The sequence below is a fragment of the Haematobacter sp. genome (assembly GCF_032102465.1).
Classification (GTDB): Bacteria; Pseudomonadota; Alphaproteobacteria; order Rhodobacterales; family Rhodobacteraceae; genus Haematobacter.
Window position 1 is genome coordinate 1 of record NZ_DAMDHB010000048.1, and the last position, 19939, is coordinate 19939.

Annotated in this window: 15 protein-coding genes and 3 pseudogenes; 5 read left to right on the top strand and 13 right to left on the bottom strand. The window is 57.8% G+C overall.

Features of this window, described 5'->3' with window-relative positions; genetic code table 11:
- Positions 1 to 60: 60 nt before the first annotated feature.
- The 7 genes and pseudogenes from RT513_RS18770 to RT513_RS18800 all read right to left on the bottom strand — a co-directional run.
- Positions 61 to 224 (bottom strand): annotated as a pseudogene (locus RT513_RS18770) (IS5/IS1182 family transposase); the annotation flags it as partial.
- Between the two features lie 1574 nt (positions 225 to 1798).
- On the bottom strand, positions 1799 to 2020 hold the full coding sequence (locus RT513_RS18775) for a hypothetical protein (RefSeq protein WP_313534254.1): 222 nt from the start codon (positions 2018 to 2020) through the stop codon (positions 1799 to 1801).
- A gap of 220 nt (positions 2021 to 2240) precedes the next feature.
- A complete protein-coding gene (locus RT513_RS18780) occupies positions 2241 to 3416 on the bottom strand; it encodes an AAA family ATPase (protein ID WP_313534255.1) in 1176 nt (391 codons plus the stop codon).
- Complete coding sequence (locus RT513_RS18785; RefSeq protein ID WP_313534256.1) at positions 3413 to 3787, bottom strand: hypothetical protein; 375 nt, start codon at positions 3785 to 3787, stop codon at positions 3413 to 3415. Before RT513_RS18785 ends, RT513_RS18780 begins: the two co-directional genes overlap by 4 nt.
- Positions 3788 to 3857: 70 nt before the next feature.
- On the bottom strand, positions 3858 to 4331 hold the full coding sequence (locus tag RT513_RS18790) for a hypothetical protein (RefSeq protein ID WP_313534258.1): 474 nt from the start codon (positions 4329 to 4331) through the stop codon (positions 3858 to 3860).
- A 317-nt stretch (positions 4332 to 4648) separates the two neighbouring features.
- Positions 4649 to 5491, bottom strand: coding sequence for a ParA family protein (locus tag RT513_RS18795; RefSeq protein WP_313534259.1), 843 nt, complete (start codon positions 5489 to 5491; stop codon positions 4649 to 4651).
- Between the two features lie 288 nt (positions 5492 to 5779).
- Positions 5780 to 6382 carry a TetR/AcrR family transcriptional regulator gene (locus tag RT513_RS18800; RefSeq protein ID WP_313534261.1) on the bottom strand — a complete coding sequence of 201 codons (603 nt, stop codon included), beginning with the start codon at positions 6380 to 6382 and terminating at the stop codon, positions 5780 to 5782.
- Positions 6383 to 6569: 187 nt separating this feature from the next.
- Here RT513_RS18800 and RT513_RS18805 point away from each other — a divergent pair, with 187 nt between their 5' ends.
- The 4 genes and pseudogenes from RT513_RS18805 to RT513_RS18820 all read left to right on the top strand — a co-directional run bounded on the left by RT513_RS18805 (position 6570) and on the right by RT513_RS18820 (position 10571).
- The gene (locus RT513_RS18805) at positions 6570 to 7649 is read left to right on the top strand and encodes a catalase family protein (protein ID WP_313534263.1); all 1080 of its coding nucleotides are present in this window, start codon (positions 6570 to 6572) and stop codon (positions 7647 to 7649) included.
- A 30-nt stretch (positions 7650 to 7679) separates the two neighbouring features.
- Positions 7680 to 8375, top strand: a complete 696-nt coding sequence (locus RT513_RS18810) for a hypothetical protein (RefSeq protein ID WP_313534264.1) — start codon at positions 7680 to 7682, stop codon at positions 8373 to 8375.
- Positions 8375 to 9748, top strand: coding sequence for a hypothetical protein (locus tag RT513_RS18815; RefSeq protein WP_313534266.1), 1374 nt, complete (start codon positions 8375 to 8377; stop codon positions 9746 to 9748). Before RT513_RS18810 ends, RT513_RS18815 begins: the two co-directional genes overlap by 1 nt.
- Positions 9749 to 9811: 63 nt before the next feature.
- A pseudogene (locus RT513_RS18820) lies at positions 9812 to 10571 on the top strand (IS5 family transposase).
- 9 nt (positions 10572 to 10580) lie between these two features.
- Here RT513_RS18820 and RT513_RS18825 read toward each other — a convergent pair.
- From RT513_RS18825 to RT513_RS18845, 5 genes are all read right to left on the bottom strand, one after another.
- Entirely contained in the window at positions 10581 to 11582 is a 1002-nt protein-coding gene (locus tag RT513_RS18825; RefSeq protein WP_313534268.1) for a transporter, read from the bottom strand.
- A gap of 571 nt (positions 11583 to 12153) precedes the next feature.
- A complete protein-coding gene (locus RT513_RS18830; protein WP_313534271.1) occupies positions 12154 to 14544 on the bottom strand; it encodes an arylsulfatase in 2391 nt (796 codons plus the stop codon).
- A 115-nt stretch (positions 14545 to 14659) separates the two neighbouring features.
- Positions 14660 to 15613, bottom strand: coding sequence for a formylglycine-generating enzyme family protein (locus RT513_RS18835; RefSeq protein ID WP_313534273.1), 954 nt, complete (start codon positions 15611 to 15613; stop codon positions 14660 to 14662).
- A 305-nt stretch (positions 15614 to 15918) separates the two neighbouring features.
- Entirely contained in the window at positions 15919 to 16896 is a 978-nt protein-coding gene (locus RT513_RS18840) for an HAD family hydrolase (RefSeq protein WP_313534274.1), read from the bottom strand.
- Positions 16897 to 17009: 113 nt separating this feature from the next.
- Entirely contained in the window at positions 17010 to 17789 is a 780-nt protein-coding gene (locus RT513_RS18845; RefSeq protein ID WP_313534276.1) for a hypothetical protein, read from the bottom strand.
- A 330-nt stretch (positions 17790 to 18119) separates the two neighbouring features.
- On the opposite strand from RT513_RS18845, the gene RT513_RS18850 reads away from it, so the two are divergent.
- Positions 18120 to 18842: a Crp/Fnr family transcriptional regulator gene (locus RT513_RS18850; RefSeq protein WP_313534278.1), complete on the top strand. Its 723-nt coding sequence runs from the start codon at positions 18120 to 18122 to the stop codon at positions 18840 to 18842.
- A gap of 200 nt (positions 18843 to 19042) precedes the next feature.
- On the opposite strand, the pseudogene RT513_RS18860 reads toward RT513_RS18850, so the two are convergent.
- A pseudogene (locus RT513_RS18860) lies at positions 19043 to 19414 on the bottom strand (transposase); the annotation flags it as partial.
- Positions 19415 to 19939: the final 525 nt, after the last annotated feature.

Here is a 19939-nt window from a genome sequence, read left to right on the forward strand (position 1 = left end):
CGGGATTACACCGTCGAAGGCGCTGAAATTACACCACGTGCGCGGACGCTAACCACCCGCGGTGTCATAGATGCTGTCGGCTGTGACGCTGCTGATCCGCTCTTGCAGCGGGATCTGCGCTAGCAAGTCGGGCAGACGGGCGCATTCCCGATGCGGTTACTGGCCATCTCCACCGCGCGGACTTCCAGAGTTTCTGCATCAATTCTGATGTGGATGTTGCGCCGCTGGCGAAGGCGTCTGCCCCTCGCGCGTTCTGCTGCGTCGCTCATCAAAGGGCGGCTTCGGAGAGTGCGGCAATGCAGCAACCCGAGGGACCAAGGGCGGCTTAGGGACGGTCTGCCGTCGGCACTCGGCACCGATCTGGTCCGGAGGGGAGATAAGCGCCGTCATAAAGACTTTGGTGGCGCTGTCTTCACGGCCAGGTCCAATACGTCCCAAGCGCGTTCAGGCATCTGACTGACATTGAAGCGCATGAGACTGGCCGCAGACTGTGAGGGACTGAATATATTCCCCGGCGCAAGCACGATGTTGTGCTGCATCGCTGCCCGCGCGATCTCTGCCGCATCTCTGCCATCGGGCAATGCACACCACAGATAGAAGCCGCCTCGCGGCATCAGTCAGGGCACGATCCCCATGGGACCCAGACGGGCCGCCACATCTTTGCGGGCGCGGGACAAACGACGCCGGATGCCCTCGACGTGCTTGCGATAGCTGCCATCGCAGAGAGTCGCATATCGGGGGCTTGCCCGCGGCGGGATCGCGGGGGTGGGCCAGTTGCAGCTCTTGCAGCCCTTTTTCGGGCTGGCGCTTGCTGGCCTTCTGCTTGACGAACCTGTCGCCTGGGCAATGATCGCCGTGACAGCATTTGTTGTCCTCTGCGTCGCGGGTGCAAAATGGTTCGCGTGATGGAAATCCCTTAGCGAAAAGGCATTCTCGCGTATCGTGCCTCTCATCGCCGCAGCGGGTCACTAAGCCCGTCCCAGACAATGGCCGGGTAAGCCGAACGGCCAGCCGTGTGCGCAGGGCCGAAGGTCTGTCGCGCTCCGCTGTTGACCAGGAGCCGGGCGTTTGACGTAAGGTCGATGGCCGCGGGGGAGCGCTGTGGAGCGCGGTCATGCGCGATTCATGGGGTGCTGACTGCCTGGGTGGGGTAACTCCTCCGGTCTGCCCGGCGTCAGATCCCGCGCCTTCGTGCCGCGCCCTGCGCACCCCGATTTTTTGGCTCGAACTAGCGATTTTGCGAGCCAATGCCCACCACATACGTTTTTTGCCGGGAAGGACCCGTGGCCATGGATCAACGTAACTGGTACGGAAGGGCGGCCCCTCAGCCAAGATCGGCCGCGCCTTCCTGAAACAGCACGGCACCGTGTAACGGCGCCCCGCACCGTCCCCCCGAGGGGCGGCGCACCACCCTAGACACGGATCAGACCCGCAAGCAAGTTCCTCAGAGGAGGCCTGGAATTGCTTGTTGCGGAGCGAGATCAATGGAACCGGATTATATCGGACTCAATGTTGACTGGCGAGCTTCGCTCCAGTTCACGCCCAGGGTTTCTCTGTTCAATTGCCTACAACCTAGAATGGGCCATCAGAGCCTATGTAGTAGCGCAGGGCGGCGACCACGGGTCGTCAGGTAGAAGGGAACATATAAACCAGAAAGACCCGCTCATCGGCTTTCCCAGGCGCTCTGAGAGTCCCACTGGCGGTGGCCGCGGCTGCTCCTATCCAGACCGCCTCGGAGTGTCGTTCAGATCGCCCCGGGATTCGAGCGCCTGCTGGATCGTCATCCTCCGACGCTTCGTCATCGCGCGGACACCTTGCATTTTCTGAAATCGAGGCCGCCCGCGGTCAGCCCGCTCGTACCCGTGCGGCCATCCGAACACTGCCAGACCAATACCGCGGACTTTTGCCCATCCTTGCGAACGTACGGCTCGGACCCGATCATCTTGATCGTGCGGCCCTTGGTGTAATTCAGCACCGTGCCGATGGGCGGGACGGCGGGAAAGCAGAATTCGAAAGTCATGTGCAAAACCTCGATCCGTGGGAAGCCGCGCGCAGCCTCAGGTGGAGCGGCAATGAACCCTCCCGGTTGGGTAAGGGGGAGGGTGTAAAACACCCCCCTTTACCCCTCCGGAGGAGGGGGGTTGGAAGGCAGGGGGCTGGAAGGGGAGATGAACGGGGGTGGAACGGGGGTGGAAGAGGGTTGGAACGCCCCGCACGAGGTGCGGAGCGCCCCAGAAGCCTCAGGAAGCGAGTTCCACCAGCTGTGCCCGCTGCTTGGATGCCGGGCCGGAAACATGGTTCGCGATCCGCCCTGCCTCCAGCAGCGTCTCCATAGCGACCCTAAAGCCGCGCTTCGAAACCCCCTCGGATTTCGGATGCGTCGCGAACACGTTGGGCGCATAATTTTGCCCGCCACCGCTGTTCACGCGACGCCCCTGCGACGTGAACAACCGCAGAAGCTTCAGGAACACCCGCTCGGCCTTGGACGCCGTGATCTTCTTGTCGAGCCAGCCCGGCGTGTATTCCGGCGCGTCCGGCTCGAAGACGCCCTCCCGCCAGGTCAGCGTGATTTCCTCACCCTTCGGCCCGTAGTTGGCCTTCTTGGTCGAGAGCATCCGCGCGTCGACGTTGGCCTCCTCCCCACCCACGACCACGCGCTCCAGGTAGAGCCGGGAGCGGACGGAGTTATTCCATGCGGTCGAGCCGGACACCCCGGAGCCATCGCGGAGCCCGGCCTGCGAAGGGTGGGCGAGCAGCACCACCGCGCAATCGTGCTTGATGGCCAGCGCCCGCAGAAGCCCGATGAACTGCCGCGCCTGTGCCCGGTCGTTTTCGTTGCCGGGGAACAGATCGGCCAACGTGTCCAGCACCACCAGAACCGGCTGCACATCCGCTATGTGCCGGTCGAGTTCGTCGTAGAGCCCGGAGGCCCGCAGCACGCCGGAGCGGCCCTCCTGCACCGCCAGAAGCGCGTCCTCGCCCGCGAGCGACCGCACAGACAGCCGGTCCAGGTCCTCGATATCCACACGGCTGGCCTTGGCAACGACGGCGAACCGCCGATGGAGCTCGTCCGCGTCATCCTCGGCCGACACGAAAACCACCGCCCCATGCATCACCGGACGCCCGATCCACGTTGCAGGGTCAGAAGCCGCCACGGCGACTGACAGCTGCGCCGCGAGCAGGGACTTGCCTGCAGCCCCATCCCCGCCGAGCAGCGTGACGGTTCCGCTCGGGATCATGTTATCGACCAGCCACACCCGGTCGGGAGGATCGACGTTCGCCAGGGCCGACAGCGGGAAGAACACGCTTTCCCGCTTTGGCTCCGCCGCCTGCGGCCCGCCGGGCCGGATCCAGCCGCCGCGCCGGTCATCGGCGGGCAGCGGATCGAACCCCGAGAAATCGTAATCCTCGTTCACGGCCGATCATCCTCGATCACGGGCTCGTCCTTCGACAGGATGGGAGCGGGCTGCTCATCAGGGAGGCAATCGGGGGAATGAACTCCCATCTTCGCCTCAGAGCTCAGAAAACGCACCGGTCCGAGGCGTTCCTCGGCCCACCGGTCGAGTTCCGACACCGGATAGAGCGGCATGCGGCCGATGCGTTGGAAGCCCGGGCCACCTCCACGGCTCGCCATGGTCGCGAGCGTCGCGACAGCGAGGTCGATGCCGTGCTTTTTGAACAGATACTCGCGCGCCGGCTTCCGGCGTAGCCGGGGCGGCAGGAAATCCGGCGAAGAAGAAAGGGATTCCGCGCATGCGAAATCGTTCGCCCCCGCACGGGGCGCCATGTTAGAGACCATTATCCTCATTTCCTTTTGATTGTGAGGGTGAGGCCGGGGTGGTTTTGGTCGGCAAACTTCACCCACCCCGGCCGACTGGTTGCCGGAGATATCCGTCGCGAATGCGAGAGATATTCTGCTCCAGATGACTGCGAGCGCCCTCTGCGGCCTCAGGGCCTTTGCGCCCGCGAATGTCCGCAAGAAACGCCTCCGCCACGGCCCAGCCGTCCCGCTCCATCGGAATGGAGAGGAACGGATCGTCATTCAGAATGCGGCTGTGGCTGAGGTGGCCGTCGCGAAGGCAGATCTCGACCGGCCTTCCTTCGAGGAAGGGCTTCAGCGCCACCGGTGAGTGCCCGACGTAATCGCAGATGTCTTTCTTATCGAAGCCCAGCCGCATCATGGTGAAGGCGAGGCGCGCCGTCAGCGCGTCAGCAAACGAGAACTGGGCAGGGAGACCGCGGACGGTTTTGACGTGATCGAGGAGGCCAAAACGCGACCGATAGCTGCGGAAGGTCTCGGCAGGCATGCCTTCGATCTCGGCGAGCTTCACCGCACCGACAGTCCAGCTGTCCAACGTTACGACCATCTCCGACTCTGCTGCTGTTGCGGTGTGCATGATGCAATTTGCATCATGCACGCGTCTGCGTCAATGGCCTGCTCTTGGAGATCCCTGTCGCTGCAATGCGCCGGCCCCCTTTGAGCGGAAAGTGGGAATGTCCTACGCCGATGCTCCTTTCGGTCTCGGCGTAGGACGGCGATACAATTCGCGGTTCGCGAGAGGCTGCCAGGCGTTATCGCGCGCCGCTTCTGGCTGTAGGCATCAAAGGGAAGCTCTGCGGCGATGCTCAACCGCTGGAGTGTCTGTGGTTAGTCCTCGGACCGTGGCGCGCCAGCCCGGTCGAGAAACTCGGTCAGAGCCCGGAACAAGGCAGCCTGATGACTGATCTCCGCCCCCGCGCAGTGCAACTTGAATCGGAGGTAGGAACTACGGTCAATAATCACCGAAAGCTTTCGACTCCCCGCCCCGCTTGGTGTGCCACGGCTTCCAGCGACGGTATCCTTCTCGCCACCGTCATCGGACCGGTTGACTTCCTGCCTTCCGAGTATGTGCCGGAGATAGTCCCAGAGCGCCGCGATTTCGACCTTTGCTTTCGCCACACGGGTCTCCGATACACCGAGCCCGCGCGCCTCGGCCTCCGCATGGACAGTGCGGAACAGAAGGACAACCGGCGCGACCTCTCCCATTTTCTCTAGTTCCAGTCTGGCTTGCTGGGTCACCGCTGCGCGCGGTGCCTGGGTGAGTACGAAAAGGAACGGCACGCCAAGGCGGCGCGCGGTCTCCGCCGTGGCATCGACCGCGCGCATGTCTTCCGTGGGGCGTACTGGGATCACGACCAGATCGGCGGTCGCAATGGCCGTTTCCTGCGATACGGGTTCTCCCGACGTCGTGTCGATGAGGCAGATCTGGTACCCGCTGGCAGCGATCGTCTGAAGCGTTTCGCCAAGCGCTTCAGGCGCGGGATCGCGACCGAGCATCTCCGGGCCGACCAGGCTGCCTCGCCGGTTCCGCCAGCGACGGAGGCTCTGATCGGCGCACAGGTCGAGACATATCACCGACAGGTCTGCGGTGCTGGCGGCAACGGCAAGGTTGCGGACAAGCGTCGTCTTGCCCACGCCTGCACTGCGGGAGGTGATCACGATTTTCTTCATCCGGGACATCAAAAAACCTATTTATTACGGTATTTTGAGTGATCCATCGGATGCGCACCCGCGCAAGACATCAGTCGCGAAAATCCGGACGGCTCGCAGAAATTCTGCTGGTCGCAACCTCTCTTGCGGACCTGCGGGCGGGTTTGGCGACGGTCCTCGCTCGGGGGTGCCCGACTGTCTGCTGGGCCGTTCCGTAAGGTCTGAACTTCAAAGGCGCGATGTTGGCAGTGTGCTTCAACCGGAGCGTTCCGAGCGACCGAGCACATCGCGGACAACGTCAGGCGGACATCATCCATTGCCCATGGAGGAGTCGGGGCTTCCCGAAAGTGCCTCGAACAAACGAGCCATCATCTCCTCCAATGGCATCGGCTCGCCAAAGGCCGCCTGCGTGATGGCACCAGACCAGAGAGATGTCATCGCCCAAGCGATCTGTTCGGGCGGCACCTGGGGAGAAAGCGCGTGCCGCTCGGTCAGGACGCGGGCGATGCGGGCAAATTCCCTGTGATACGCACTGTGGACCGTTCTGAACCGGGCCGCGAAATCAGCGTCACGGCGGGCATGGAGGTTCAGTTCCACCACCACGAGAGAGGGCATGGGCGCGCGCGCAAGCGCCGCCAGTCGTGGCATCATAAGCTGCAGGCTCTCTCGCAGCGTCAGCCCCTGACCATTCGTGAGAATGTCGTCCATGGAACTGACGAGCGCAGCCATGTGATCCTCCACGAGCGCGATCAGCAGATCATCCTTCGTGGCAAAGTTCGAATAGAAAGCCCCCTGCGAGTAGCCGGCAGCCTCGCAGGTGCCACGAATGGAGGTGGCGGCCAGCCCTTGCGCGGCAATCAACTCCGCGGCCGCCTTGATGAGCCGGTGGCGGGTTTCTGCCTGCATGTCCATACGGCTGCGACGCTTGCGGTCCGGGGAATTGGCCGACTGCGTCATCCTGAATAGTCCCTCTGCCTTCATTCGCTAGAGGGCTAGCACGTGGCGACGGTGCTGGACCAGAACCCGAAAAATGCATGACGCATGAAACTCAAATATCAGTTGATATGTTGACTGGACGGATAGCAGCGAGAGACAGGCCATGACCCCCATCCCTTACAGCGACGCCGTTGAGCAGATTCATCCTGAAGAGGAGGCCCTGACCCGCGAGATTGTAGCCAAAATGCGAGGGAAGCAGGCCGCCGATGCAGAGCGACATCGCCATGCCCATCGGGACGCCCATGCGAAAAGCCACGCGGTGATCAAAGGGCATCTGATCGTGCATGACGGATTGGCGCCGGAACTCGCCCAAGGGATCTTCGCGACCCCCGGCAACCACGAGGTGGTCGCCCGGCTGTCTTCCGCGCCCAGTGACATCCACAGCGATACCATTCCGGCTCCCCGGGGGGTAGCTGTCAAGGTCATCGGGGTGGAGGGTCCGCGCCTCTTGCCCGAGCTTGGCGGCGCCAATCAGGACTTTCTGATGGTGAACTTTCCTACGCTCGCCTTCGGAACCATCGCACACTACAAGGATATGCTCGCTCTGCTGGAGGCAAACGCCGCGGCCCCCGACGTCGTGCAGCGACTGGCTGCCGCTGCGGCGCGGGGTGTCAAGGGTGCAGTGGAGGCACTCGGCGGGCAACCCGGCGCAACGCTCGAGGGGCTGGCGCGTGATCAGGCTCATCCCCTAGGCGAAACCTATCATACGCAGGCGGCGATCCGGTACGGCGACTACGTGGCGAAACTGTCGCTCGCTCCGGTCGGCGACGTCGCAGAACTGACGGACCGGCAGGTCGAGGGCGGATATTCCGCCATGCGCGATGCGATCGCTGAGTGGTTCGCGGTGCGCGGAGCGACCTATGACCTCCGGGTCCAGCTTCAGACGGATCCCGAGGCGATGCCTGTCGAGGACGCAGCCGTCCTGTGGGAGACGAGCCGCTCTCCTCATCTCACCGTCGCGACGCTGCGCTTTGAACCGCAAGAGAGCTATTCACCGCCTCGGCAGGTGTATGGCGACGATCATCTCGCGTTCACCCCATGGAACGGGATTGCGGATCATCGACCTCTGGGCAGCATCATGCGCGTTCGGAAAGCCGCCTACGAATCCTCCTCGGAGCAGCGTCACCGGCTGAATGCCCTGCCGCGTATCGAACCCGCTGCCCTGAGCGACATTCCCGACTGAAGAAACCTGCACTGGAAAGAGGATGACAGCATGACCAAGACGCAAGACCCCCGCCTTGATGACGAAGGTCGGATCGCAGAATTCCGCCGCGTCGCCGCGGAGATCGCGGCTGATGCGCCTGCTCTTGCGAAAATCGCCATCAACTCTCTGATCCGGGACCACAATCCGATTTTCGACGGCAGCTCTCAATCTGCGGGCCGAGCGGGTCGGCAATCGGGAAATGTCTCGGAGCTCACTGCCATCGCGTCGCTGAAACCCGGAGGGGCGGAGCGACTTCGCCGCATTTTCAACCTCACCGGGGGCAATTTTGACGGCGCGCAGAAGGTATCGACGCTCCACGACATGCGCTTCGTGTTCTTTGACGACGATACGCGCATTATCTTTGCCACCACCTATGATGGCGACTGGGACACTTACATCAACGACTTCGCCACCAAGATACCTGCCCTGATGGACCTGCTCTTCGCCAATGTGGAGGGGTGGCCCGGCATCGATTCCCCGGAGGTGAAGGACTTTATCGCCAACCACCAGATCGACGCCGCCGGCTGGTTCGTTGCAAATCCGCAGGTGACCGTGGTGGATGTCCGCCGCCAGCAGCGCATGGAAAAAGCGGTGGAGGAGTTCATGGATACCATGGCCGACAATGCCGAGGCAGACCCGAAGACCCGTGAAGCCATGAAGGCGCTTTCAGACCAGATATCGAAACCGCACGGGGTGGATTACTGATGTCGTTGATGAACAAGCTCCGCAATCGTTTCAGGTCGGACCGTGTCACGTTGCAACTGGACGATATTCAGGCCCTCGTCCTGCGTTCGCGCCCGGAACCTTACGTGGGTCTTCATGCCATGTTGCGTGTCGAGGAGGCAGAAGGCGGGCGCGCCCTTCTTGGCCGGCTTGCCCAGTACATCCCGGCGGCGGGTGACTGGACCGAGGATCTGACCGCCTGGACCGGCGTGGCTGTCAGTCATGCGGGCCTGAAGGCGCTGGGGGTGCCGGAAGCGTCTTTGGAGAGCTTCCCGCTGGCCTTCCGGGAGGGGATGGCCGGCCGCGCAGCCCAGTTGCGCGACTTCGGAGAGAATGCGGCCGAGACCTGGGAAGAAGTCTACCGCGACGAGAATTGCCATATTGCGCTCTCCATCTATGCCGTCGACAAGGAGCGGCTGGATGAGGCTGTCCAACACGCCATGACTGAATACCATGCCTCCCAGGGCGTCACGCTGATTGGTACTCATGAGTTCGGCGCGGACGCTGACGCGAAGAATCCTTTCGGTTTCCGAGATTCCATTTCTCAACCCACGGTGGCGGGCGCGGGGGTAGAACCCCAGCCGGGTCAGGAGCGCGCGATTGCCGCTGGCGAGTTCATTCTGGGGGAGAAGAGCGAGACCGGCGCCCCTGTTGCTATGCCACAACCGAAAGCTCTGGGTCAAAACGGAAGTTTTGTCGTCATGCGCAAATACGATAGTCGCGTGGGCGCTTTCAACGACTTCCTGCGCGCCCATGCCGAGGGGGAGGAGGCCCAGCACAGACTTGCGGCGAAGATGGTGGGCCGTTGGCGCTCGGGCGCGCCACTGACGCTCGCGCCCGATCAGGATGACGAGAAGCTCGGTGCCGATCCCCAGCGCAACAATGATTTCGACTTCGATGGCGACGAGGCGGGGCTGATCTGCCCGCATGCGAGTCACATGCGGCGTCTGAACCCGCGTCATGGTGAACTCACCATCCTGACGGATGAGAACATCCACCGTATCATCCGCCGCTCCTCCACCTTCGGCCCCAAGTGGACGCCTGACGTAACCACTGCCGATGACAGGGAGGGAGAGCGGGGCATATTTTTCATCTTCATCAGCGCGCGAGCCTATGACACGATCGAATTTCTCCAGCAGGAGTGGATCAACCGCGGCAATTTCATCGATCTGGGAGAGGAGCGCGACCCAATTGTAGGCCTGCATGAAGAACCGGGCTCCTTCACCATCCCTTCCGAACCTGCCCGCCGCCGCGTGAATGGGATCACGACTTTCAATCGCCTGCGAGGCGGTGAATATCTGTTCATTCCCTCCCTTACCGCCCTTCAGTGGATTGCAGGGGCCGGATGGGAATAGGGTCAGGATGCATTGATTTCAGTCGCCCTGCGTGCTTCACGGCTCGAAAAGCGGAGCGGTGACATGAGCGACCTTTACTGGCCGACCGCCGAGCAGATCGCCAAGCTTTCCCCTTTCTTTCCGAAGTCGCATGGTAAGCTGCGGGTCGATGACAGGCGGGTATTGAGTGGTATTATCTTCACAATCGCAATGGCTTGCGTTGGCGAGATGCTCCTGCCGCCTATGGTCCGCATAAGACGCTCTACAGCCGGTGGAAGGGGTGGAGCGAGAAAGGCATCTTCGCCCGGATGATGGCCGGGTTGGCTGCGGAACACGGTGAGCGAAAGACCGTGATGATCGACGCGACATACCTGAAGGCCCATCGAACGGCGACCAGCATGGCCGCCAAAAAAGTGGGCGCGGTCGCCTGATCGGTCGAACAAAGGGCGGCATGAACACAAAACTTCACGCCGTCTGCGACAGCCAGGGGCGACCGATCGACCTGTTCGTCACCGCCGGGCAGGTCAGTGACTACATAGGCGCGCGGGCGCTGCTCAGCAGCCTGCCAAAGGTCAAAGGGTTGCTCGGGGATCGCGGCTATGACGCGGACTGGTTTCGGGAAGCGTTGCAGGACAAAGGGATACGCGCCTGCATCCCCGGCCGAAATCAGCGCAAGACGCCAGTCAAATATGACAAGCGCCGCTACAAGCGGCGCAACCGGATCGAGAGCATGTTCGGCAGGCTCAAGGATTGGAGGCGCGTCGCGACCCGATACGACCGCCGCTGCCCCAAGGTCTTCCTCTCGGCCATCGCCTTCGCCGCAACCGTCATCCACTGGTTATGAATCCTGACCCTAACCACCGTTAAATATAACAGGAACAGTAAGATTCAAGAAAACTGCATCCCCTTTCACTCGGTTCTTCGCCGAAAGTTCATGATACCATCGCATATCGATCGCGATCGGCCTCCCCCCCCAAATGCCAGACCAACTCGCTGTTGGTCCTATTGCGGATACACGTCCCTTAAACGGACCGAGAACTGCTCCTTCCCCCCTGTCACTAGTTATCTGCTCATAATGGTATCCCACTAAGCCTATCTTCCATGCGCCTATTTTTTTCCTTATGCCACCCTCGAAATGCATCTCGTTGCCCGTTCGATAATCGGTAGCCGAGTTGTTTCCGTTAAACGTAATGCCCAAAGCACTATCAATCTGCCAATCACTCGTACCTAACCAAGTAAGACCTGCAGTGATATCCGCACCCCAGCGATTAAAAGATATATTAGTGGATCGTTTCGATTGATAATCTCCGACGGGCAAGTTAAGCAGAACATTCACAGAGCTATGCCATGCGCCCGAATCCCAGCCTAAGCCCGCTCCGATTACTGGATCTCCAACCAGAAAACTGTCTGTCTCTTTGCTGTCTGAAAGGATATTTCCGTTGGGAGCTGTAAGCTGAGCGCCAACTGTGGCCTGTTTCCAACCTACTGGCAGCGTGGTAACGATGTAGGGTCTTCCGCCAAATACGGTATCACCCTGAAATGCCCAAAGACTTGTGATTAAGCCCATGAGCGCGTCACCATTAAGATCTACATCAAGGCGACCTCCTTGCGGTATATTTGATGAAGCATTTCCAGCATACCCGTAAACGCCAAATTGTAGGTACTTTCCCGGCGGGGGAACAATCCCCGCGTCAATGGATCGGCTCCCTAATAGATAAAAACCAGAACCGCCCTCGGCAGTTAGCGCGGGCGTGGAGATACTCATTGACGCAAACAGAGCGCTCACGCCCACGATTAGAAAGTTATTACCTCTTATGAGAGCCGAACCATCGTCACAACGTGCTTGTCCAGCCATCTCTCATTATCTCCATATTAGTTGATTTATTGCGATTTCACTTATGGGATATGTCAACTCGTAGAGATTCCACCGCGCCAGCTATTAAATGCATCTTTAACTATCGACAAATGAAGAACGAACGGGACAGACAATTACTACCCGTTAATATTCCGTCTAGTTCAATTTATAACGTTACTCAAACCTTATAGTATCCTACGCTCACTTTCACACCTGTCTCTTAGAAGGTCATAAGTCAGTATTCACCGCCAAACCATACCCATATTTTGCATGCTAAGTAGTCTATTAAACGAACGATAGTTCTAACAATTTAGACGATCCCTGTACTTCAAAATCTTCTCTATTAATCATATCTCGAGATGAATTAGTAACATCCAGCAGATCAGAAAATATGGAACGATTGCGTCAGCGAAGCCATCGCCGTCTTTAAGACATCTTTATTATGCACTTATCCAGACGTAAGCGATCAGTAAGAAATAGAAAGAAATCTTCTAATTGATTTCAAAATATCAGAGGCGCGAGGGGGCCTATTCGACGACAATTCTCGCATCTATCAAATAGGCCCACCTTTCTACCTAAGGTCGACAGTTACATGTTCGATCTTTCCCGTAAATTTGAATGGTGCGGCATATGAGTAATCTACCGGCGTCCCCAGATCTTCGCCGATGTCTTGCCCCTCGAAAATCGAGTACTTTATCGCTGGCGTTCTCTCCACCCGTCCTTCTGCGACGGTGTCGCCGTTTACGAGCAGGCTCATTATGCCGCCCTTTCCGGTGCCGCCGCCATCGTAATCGAAGTTCAAGGTCAGTACGCTTTTACCTTCTGGAATATCTTTTGAAGACTCTACGCGATAACGTTCCCGATCTACAAAATTATGAATGCCAATTAACTTGTGATCTTGAATAAGAAACGCCCAGCCAGCAGTGTTACCGCCTTGCGTGTAAAGCACACCTTGCGCACCACCTGCGGGAATATCCACATTCACAGCTATGGAAAATGACTTATTTTTAAGATCAGGTGCCGATCCTTCAGGAAGGCCTACGAGCCGTGTGGTGTATTCGAAAGTCTTACGATCGCCGCCGAGCCGTGGCCGTCCGCTAACCTGATCAGAAAGGCGTGACGCACGCCAGTCCAGTGGAAGTACGTCGTTACGAGCTGCCTGCGCCCACCACAAGTCCTGCAATTGCCGAAGTCTGTCAGGTTCTTGCTTCGCCAAATCCTTTGCCTGCGAGAAGTCCTCATCGAGGTGATAAAGTTCCCAGACCGTCTTATCCACATCAACATCGGCGTTCATTTCCCAGGGCTTTACCGCGAGGGAGGAAGCCATCCAGCCGTCCTGATAAATAGCCCGATTGGTGCCCAGTTCGAACATTAGTGAGTGCCGGCGCTCTTTGGCTTGGGCGTCATCAAATGTATAGGCAAGGCTGATTCCTGATATAGGCTTTTGGGTAATGCCGTTGAGAGAGTCTGGTGGTTGGATGCCTGCAGCCTCCAAGATAGTTGGGAAAATATCGGTGACATCGGCAACCTGGTCTCTCAAGCCTCCCGCGTCGGTGATGTGCCCGGGCCAGGAGATGAGCAACGGATTACGTGTTCCGCCCAGATGCGAGGCGACAACCTTCATCCACTGAAATGGTGTGTTCATGGCCCACGTCCAGCCAGCCGGAATATGATTGTAGTGCTTCTCGGTACCAAGGTCGTCAATGACCGCAAGAGTTTCCTGCCAGGTTGGAGGAGCGTTGTTATTATTGGCCAATTCGTTATGGCTTCCTTCGATGCCGCCTTCGGCCGACGCACCGTTATCCCCAACGACATAGATCGTCAGCGTATTATCGGCCCCCGGTAATTGGGAGGCAGCCTCCATGATGCGCGCCATCTCAAAATCGCAATGTGCCCCATAGGCTGCGAAGAGTTCCATCTGCCGCGCGTGCAGTCGTTGACGTTCCGGCGGGAGGCTATCCCAGGCGGGCAGATCGGCCGGGCGAGGAGTGAGTTCGGTATCCTGCGGAACTACGCCGAGTTTTTTTTGCCGCTCTATCGTCTGCTCGCGGTACCTGTCCCAACCCATGTCGAACTGACCCTTGAACCGATCTCGCCAATCAGCCGGCGGTTGATGGGGCATGTGAGTGCAAGCAGGCGCGACATAAATGAAATATGGCCGCCCCGGGTCGATCTGTTTGATTGTCTGCATCCAGTTAATTGCGTGGTCTGCAAGGTCAGTTGTGAGGTGGTAATCCGGATCATCAGGTGGTATCACTCGGACACGATTCTCCGTCAGGACAGGTTTGAGCTGACTGATATCAGCCGCGTTGAAACCATAGAAATAGTCAAATCCCCACGCGTTCGGACGACGATCAAATGGCCCGACCTCACTTACCTCCCAAGTGGGTGTATTATGGTTCTTTCCAATCCACGCCGTCGCATAACCATTCTGTCGTAAAATCTCGGAAATGGTGCCAGTGCTGCGCGGTATCATAGCCGTATATCCGTCATATCCCGTTGCAAGCTCTGTGATCATTCCCGTTGCCGCGACATGGTGGTCTCGTCCGGTGAGAAGCGACGCCCGGGTCGGCGAGCACATGGCTGTTGTGTGAAAGCGGTTGTATCGCAACCCTTCCGACGCAAGCTTATCCATTCCTGGTGAAGACACGCCGCCGCCAAAAACATCAAATTGTCCGAACCCAACATCATCAAGCATGATCAGGAGAACGTTGGGGGCCCCTTCGGGCGGCTGAACTGGTTGAGGGAATGTCGCGGGATCGGAGTCATTTATGGTTCGTCCCACCTGCCCTTGGAAACGGAAATCCGGTGCGGGAAGCGACCTCGTCTCCGATGCTTGAGCAGCGGATTGCGCCGAAGCACCCTCCGCTGTAGCAAGGCAAAGTGCGCTGGCAGTTGCAAGAAATGCCGAGGCGCGAAGAACGCGAGAATAAGTTCTAGTTGAACATATCCCTGATCTCATTGTATCAGCTCCCTAGATTGTTTGCCCTTGGACCGCTTAGGGCAAATATTTCACTGGCTTTTCATTACACAGTTTATCCTACCATTGTCGTCGCCTTGCCCGAGACAGCCCCGCTCTATTCTTGTGGCTTCTCACGCAACACACATCGAAAACCGAGATGGCTGGTCGATGTATCTACAGCTTCTCCGTGCCGCGCGGCGGGGCGATAGCGGCAGCAGTAGTTTGGTGCACAGAGATGAGAGCCGCCCTTAATAACCCGCCGCGGAATGCGAATAGCTGGTTGATCAGGATCAAAGCTCTCTTCCATCGGCACACCGCGCGGATTTTGCGGAATGCAGCAAGGTTTATCCCCATCTTGGAGGCGTGAAGCCGAGAACCAGTCTTGCGTCCACTCCCAGCAATTCCCTATCATATCGTGAATGCCATAACCGTTTGGGGGGAAAGCCGTAACTGGAGAGGTGCGTTCGTATCCGTCCAAAGCTAAATTCTCGACCGGAAAATTACCCTGCCAAGTATTTGCCATTTGTCGACCGTCTGGAAATAGGTCATCTCCCCATGCAAATTCTTTTCCATCAAGACCACCACGCGCAGCATACTCCCACTCCGCCTCCGTAGGCAGTTCCTTGCCGGTCCATTGCGCGTAGGCAAAAGCGTCAGCATAAGAAACATGCACCACGGGATGGTCGTCCAGACCATGGATGTTACTGCCCGTCCCATAAGGATGACGCCAATCGGCCGCTCTAAGGAATATCCACCATTGACGCCAATCGCGAAGATCAGTTATGTCAGCGCGAGGAGAGAAAACAAGTGAACCAGCGAAAAGCATTTTTGGCGATATGCCCGGATAATTCTGAGGGCGAGGTCTGCGTTCTGCTGTGGTCACGTGACCGGTCGATTTAACAAATCGTCTGAATTGCGCGTTAGTGACCGGTGTCGTATCAATCCAGAAATCGTCCACCCTTACATAATGAATGGGAGCCTCTTCAGGATAATGCTTATTTGAGCCCATACGAAAGGTTCCGCCCGCAACCCGCGTCATGTCGATGACGCGATTTTTGCCTTGTCTCACTCGAGAATGACTTTGGTTGCGTCGCGCTATATCTGACATCGTTTGGCGTTCCTCAAAGTACGGAAAGAAAATCGAGCTTCTTGACGCTACGCATCTCTCCGGCGGCTTTTCACCAGAAAATGGTATTAAACAGGATCCTCTAACTATTTTAACAGGGAGAGCGACATTATTTATATGAGAGACGTATTCTGCAAATTCCTTGCCTCAAATCCGCAAACTGTAGGATACCCTGTTGCGCCAGGGCAGAAGCGGTTAAAAACAAAATGAAGCCAAGCGTGTTGGATGTCGAACCTCAACGTACTGCATCAGTGTAAGTCTGGATAGATACGTGACCAATCTTTGGCCATGTCTATAACAATCCAGTTTTTAGTCGGCGCGTCGATAAGTGCTTGTTGAAGCAATCCAACCTTGCTTTCCTTGTCATATGCGTATTCACGTACTGCATCGGTGTGGTGAATGATGACGCCTAGGTGTGCACCTGCGCTGCTGGTCACATAGTCTAACATCTGATAGTCACCGTCAGAATTCCCGAAAGCAATTACCGGACGCTTTCCAATATGACGGCTGATTCCCACCGGTTTGCCTTCCTTGTCATCGATGAAGAATACCTCTGGTTTACGCATGATTTCTGGCTTTCCATCAATCACTTGATATTCGAGGCCAATCTGTGACCCCACGACCTGCTGTGGCGGGATACCATAAGCCTTCTCTACCCAAGGCCGCATAAAATCCACCCCGCCACCAGAGACGATCCAAGTCTGAAAACCATTGTCGCGGAGGTAATCGAGCATTTCAACCATTGGCTGAAATACAAGACTGTCATAAGGTCGATTAAATCGAGGGTGCCGAGCAGTCGCCATCCAGTCTCTTACGATTTCTGCGAAGGCTTCTTCTGTCATTCCTGCATGGCTTACAGCAACCAGTTCCATAAGGTCTCTTTCCGTATTCGCAGGCAGAGCACTAAAATCTCCCTCGAGTACTCCTTTGAACGGAGGTTGTTCCTTCCACTCAGGATGATGAGCAGCCATTTTCAAAATGCGGTCGAACAAAAAGGCAGCTTGAAAGTACATCGGCTGCTCTGTCCAGAGCGTGCCATCATTATCGAAGGTTGCAATCCGATCCTCCGGTGCGATCCATTGTGGTCCATTTTCGGATGTTGCGGCGGTTACAAAGTCGACAATCGCCGCTTTCGCCGGACCATCGTTCCACGATGCCAGGTCCTGAGCAATGGCAGGGAGGGGTAGCACAGCGATAGTGGAGCAGATCAAACTGAAAACTCTCATCCTTTTTCCTCCATCTTGCACTCCATCATGGTCAGCGCATCACCCATGGCGCCCTGGATTTATTTAACGCGATTAATGACCGGAGATTTCCCTTGGTTATCCCTTCAAACCTCTTATCGTGAAAGCTGTATGTTGATACCCGCGAAAACTTGCCACTTGGGTTGGGCTGGACCCTCGTGCCAGAGGGTGTATTGCGGCTCTATGAACAGGTTGATGGTGGTAGTCCGGCTGATCGGAATGACTCGACCAGCCCCGAAGCCGACGGGTATAGCATAGTCTCCGTTCTGCAGATCGAAATTCCACGTAGCTCCGGAGCGTAGGTACCATCCATTGGGCAAGTTGTAGTTTGCGATCGGCTGAACGGTAAGCAGATGGACGTCCTCTCGGTCTCCGTCACCGGCGAAAGAGGTCTGCCAAGTAACGAGGCCACCCAGAATCCCCCATGTCTCTGGAGCAATGACCAGGCCAGCAAGCCCTGCTTGCCACTTACCAGCACCAAGTAGGTCGTCGCTCGCCGTCGGCAACACCAACAGCGCACCTACGCCATAATCCACCTTCCCGGACGCGAAAGGTACGATGTTCATGATGGTAAGGTCGCCCAACCCTGTCTTGTGGCCACTGGTAAAGTTCGGGGCCGTGGCAATGGGCAGTGTGAAGCGAAACAACTGGCCACGACCGAAAGCCTCAAACGGGATCACGCCTCGGAAAAGCAACTGGTTAGCCCAACGATCGTCCAGATCGTAAAACCGGGGCACGTAGTAATCATGCAGGTTCAGCGTGATCTTGGGCGTCAGCGGGTTGTTTGCCTCGTTCTGATCTAACTGTTGTGCTTGCGTGAGATTTGCTGAAAGGGCTAACGCGCAGGCTACGAGATACGGAACTAACCGGGTCATCGCCATCTCCTTTGCTGCCGGCGCTGCAACCGAACCACTTACGGCGGTCGGGAGCCCAGCTTTGGAAGAACACGTTGCCGCCTTCAGACGAAATCACAAACTTCAGCACGTTCGTTGCGCGCAAAAGGCTTCGATAGCTGCTTGTGTTGAACGGTCTTTTGCCGCTCGGACTTTTAACCATTCCCATTTCGCCTCCTCCGGTGACCGGAAGAGATCACAGACTCTTTGCTGAGCAGCGCAGCGAGGTACCCTCCGTCGACCTCAAGAAAACTTGCTTATAATCATCATTCTATGGATAAAAGTCTCTGAGACTTCGCAGAATTGCGTAATGTGAACGCATTTTTGTATGATGGTTTCACTATGGAAAAGCTTGCCCGCCAACAGATCGTCGAAGTTCTTTCCAGCAGGGGATGGCTGTCCTCCCAGTCGGAGAGTTTTCGGAACGACGTCTTCAACTTGGGAGTCTCTCAGTATTTTTCCGCAGGCAGCGTGATCTACAGGGTTGGGGATGCGCCCGGCGGTGTCTACGGCGTGGTGTCGGGGGGGTTGCTGGCGAGCCTTTCCGTACCCGATGAGGTGCCCCGCCCGATGCAGTTCGGCACTCCCGGCGGGTGGGTTGGCATAATGCCTTTCTTTGATGGCGGCGAGCGCCGAGCGACGTTGCAGGCTGCAACAAGCTGTCTGCTTTTCCATTTGCCCTTGAACGCGATGGAAGCGATGGTCGCGAAGAACCCGGAAGCTATCCGAGCATTTGGCCAGATCGCCACAGCAAACCTGCAGAGCATGGTGGAGTTGCTGCATATCCTAATGCTTCCGAATGCCGAGCGTCGCATAGCGGCAACCCTTTTTCGCGCAGCCCGCAGCAAAATGGTCGAGCTTCCTCTCACGCAAGCAAATCTTGCGGCCATGGCAAACACATCGACGCGTCAGGTCAGCGCCAGCCTGCGGGAATTTGCAGAAGCCGGTCTAGTCCGGACCAGCTATCGCGCGATCAGGATTCTTGATCTCGATAGACTGGGCGTCCTCGCAGCCACGGAGCATGATCATGACTAGGCTCCCAAGCCTATTGATTTCGGTCTTTTGGCGTGATTCAGGTTCAGCGAGGAGACCGTGATCGATGAGCAATCTTACTGGCTGAGGGACACGCAGATGGAGCGCCTGAAGCCGTTCTTTCCGAAGAGCCATGGCAAGCCCGCGTCGATGACCGCCGTGTTCTTAGCGGCATAATTTGGCTCAATCTCAATGTTTTAAGGTAGTTTGACGCGCGTAAGAAATACGGTCCGGCCAAGACCCTCTATGGCCGCATGGTGGTGGGCCCTGATTACGGTGTTGTCAGTCACCTGGAGCTTGTCGGGCGCGAGCTTCGCGTGGTTCAAGGCATCCAGGATGTACTCCCACGGCCCGTCGAGCGTCCAGCGCCGGAACTGCCGGTAGACAGATGACCATTTGCCAAACTCCTCTGGCAGGTCCCGCCAGGGCGCACCGGTCCGCGCGATCCAGAAAATGCCATCCAGAACAAATCGATGGTCTGCAGGCTTGCGCCCGTTCGGATGCCGGACGGCTCGGATGAAGCCCTCAAAGAATGCCCATTCGTCGTCGGACATAAGGTCGCGTGCCAAGCTCATCTCCCAAGTAGAGATGAGCTTGAATCATAGGCCGGCTGCCAGCGGAATCCCTTTTGTCAACACGACCTAGCACAACCATATCGCAGTTCTGCCGTCATGGTGCTTACGCCGTTCCCCTTCCTGAAGTCGATGCCCTTGCCTCCGGTCAGCGCCAGTACCTCGTGCTTGACCCCATGGGCTGTGCCTTGATCGCTCCGGCGTCGACTCTCGGCAGTTCATGCAGGGATAAGGCTTTCCGGCATCCACGAACTATAGCGTCCCGCGCAAGGCAGGCGCGCTCCGCATTTGCTGTCGTCTGAGCGGTATGCGATGCTGGATCGCGAGAAGGGTGGAGGGCGCGGGCTATAGTGCGGACTGGACTCCCGTTTACATCGTTCGATACGACCGTCATGACGTCCCGTCCTCCTCCGATCTGTGGCGGGAGGTGGTGCGCGGCGCCTATGACCTCTCCGTCTCGGATCGCGCGCAGCGGTCACGTCCGTCAAGGTGGTGTAATTTCCCGGATGGCCTGAGGTCATGATCAGG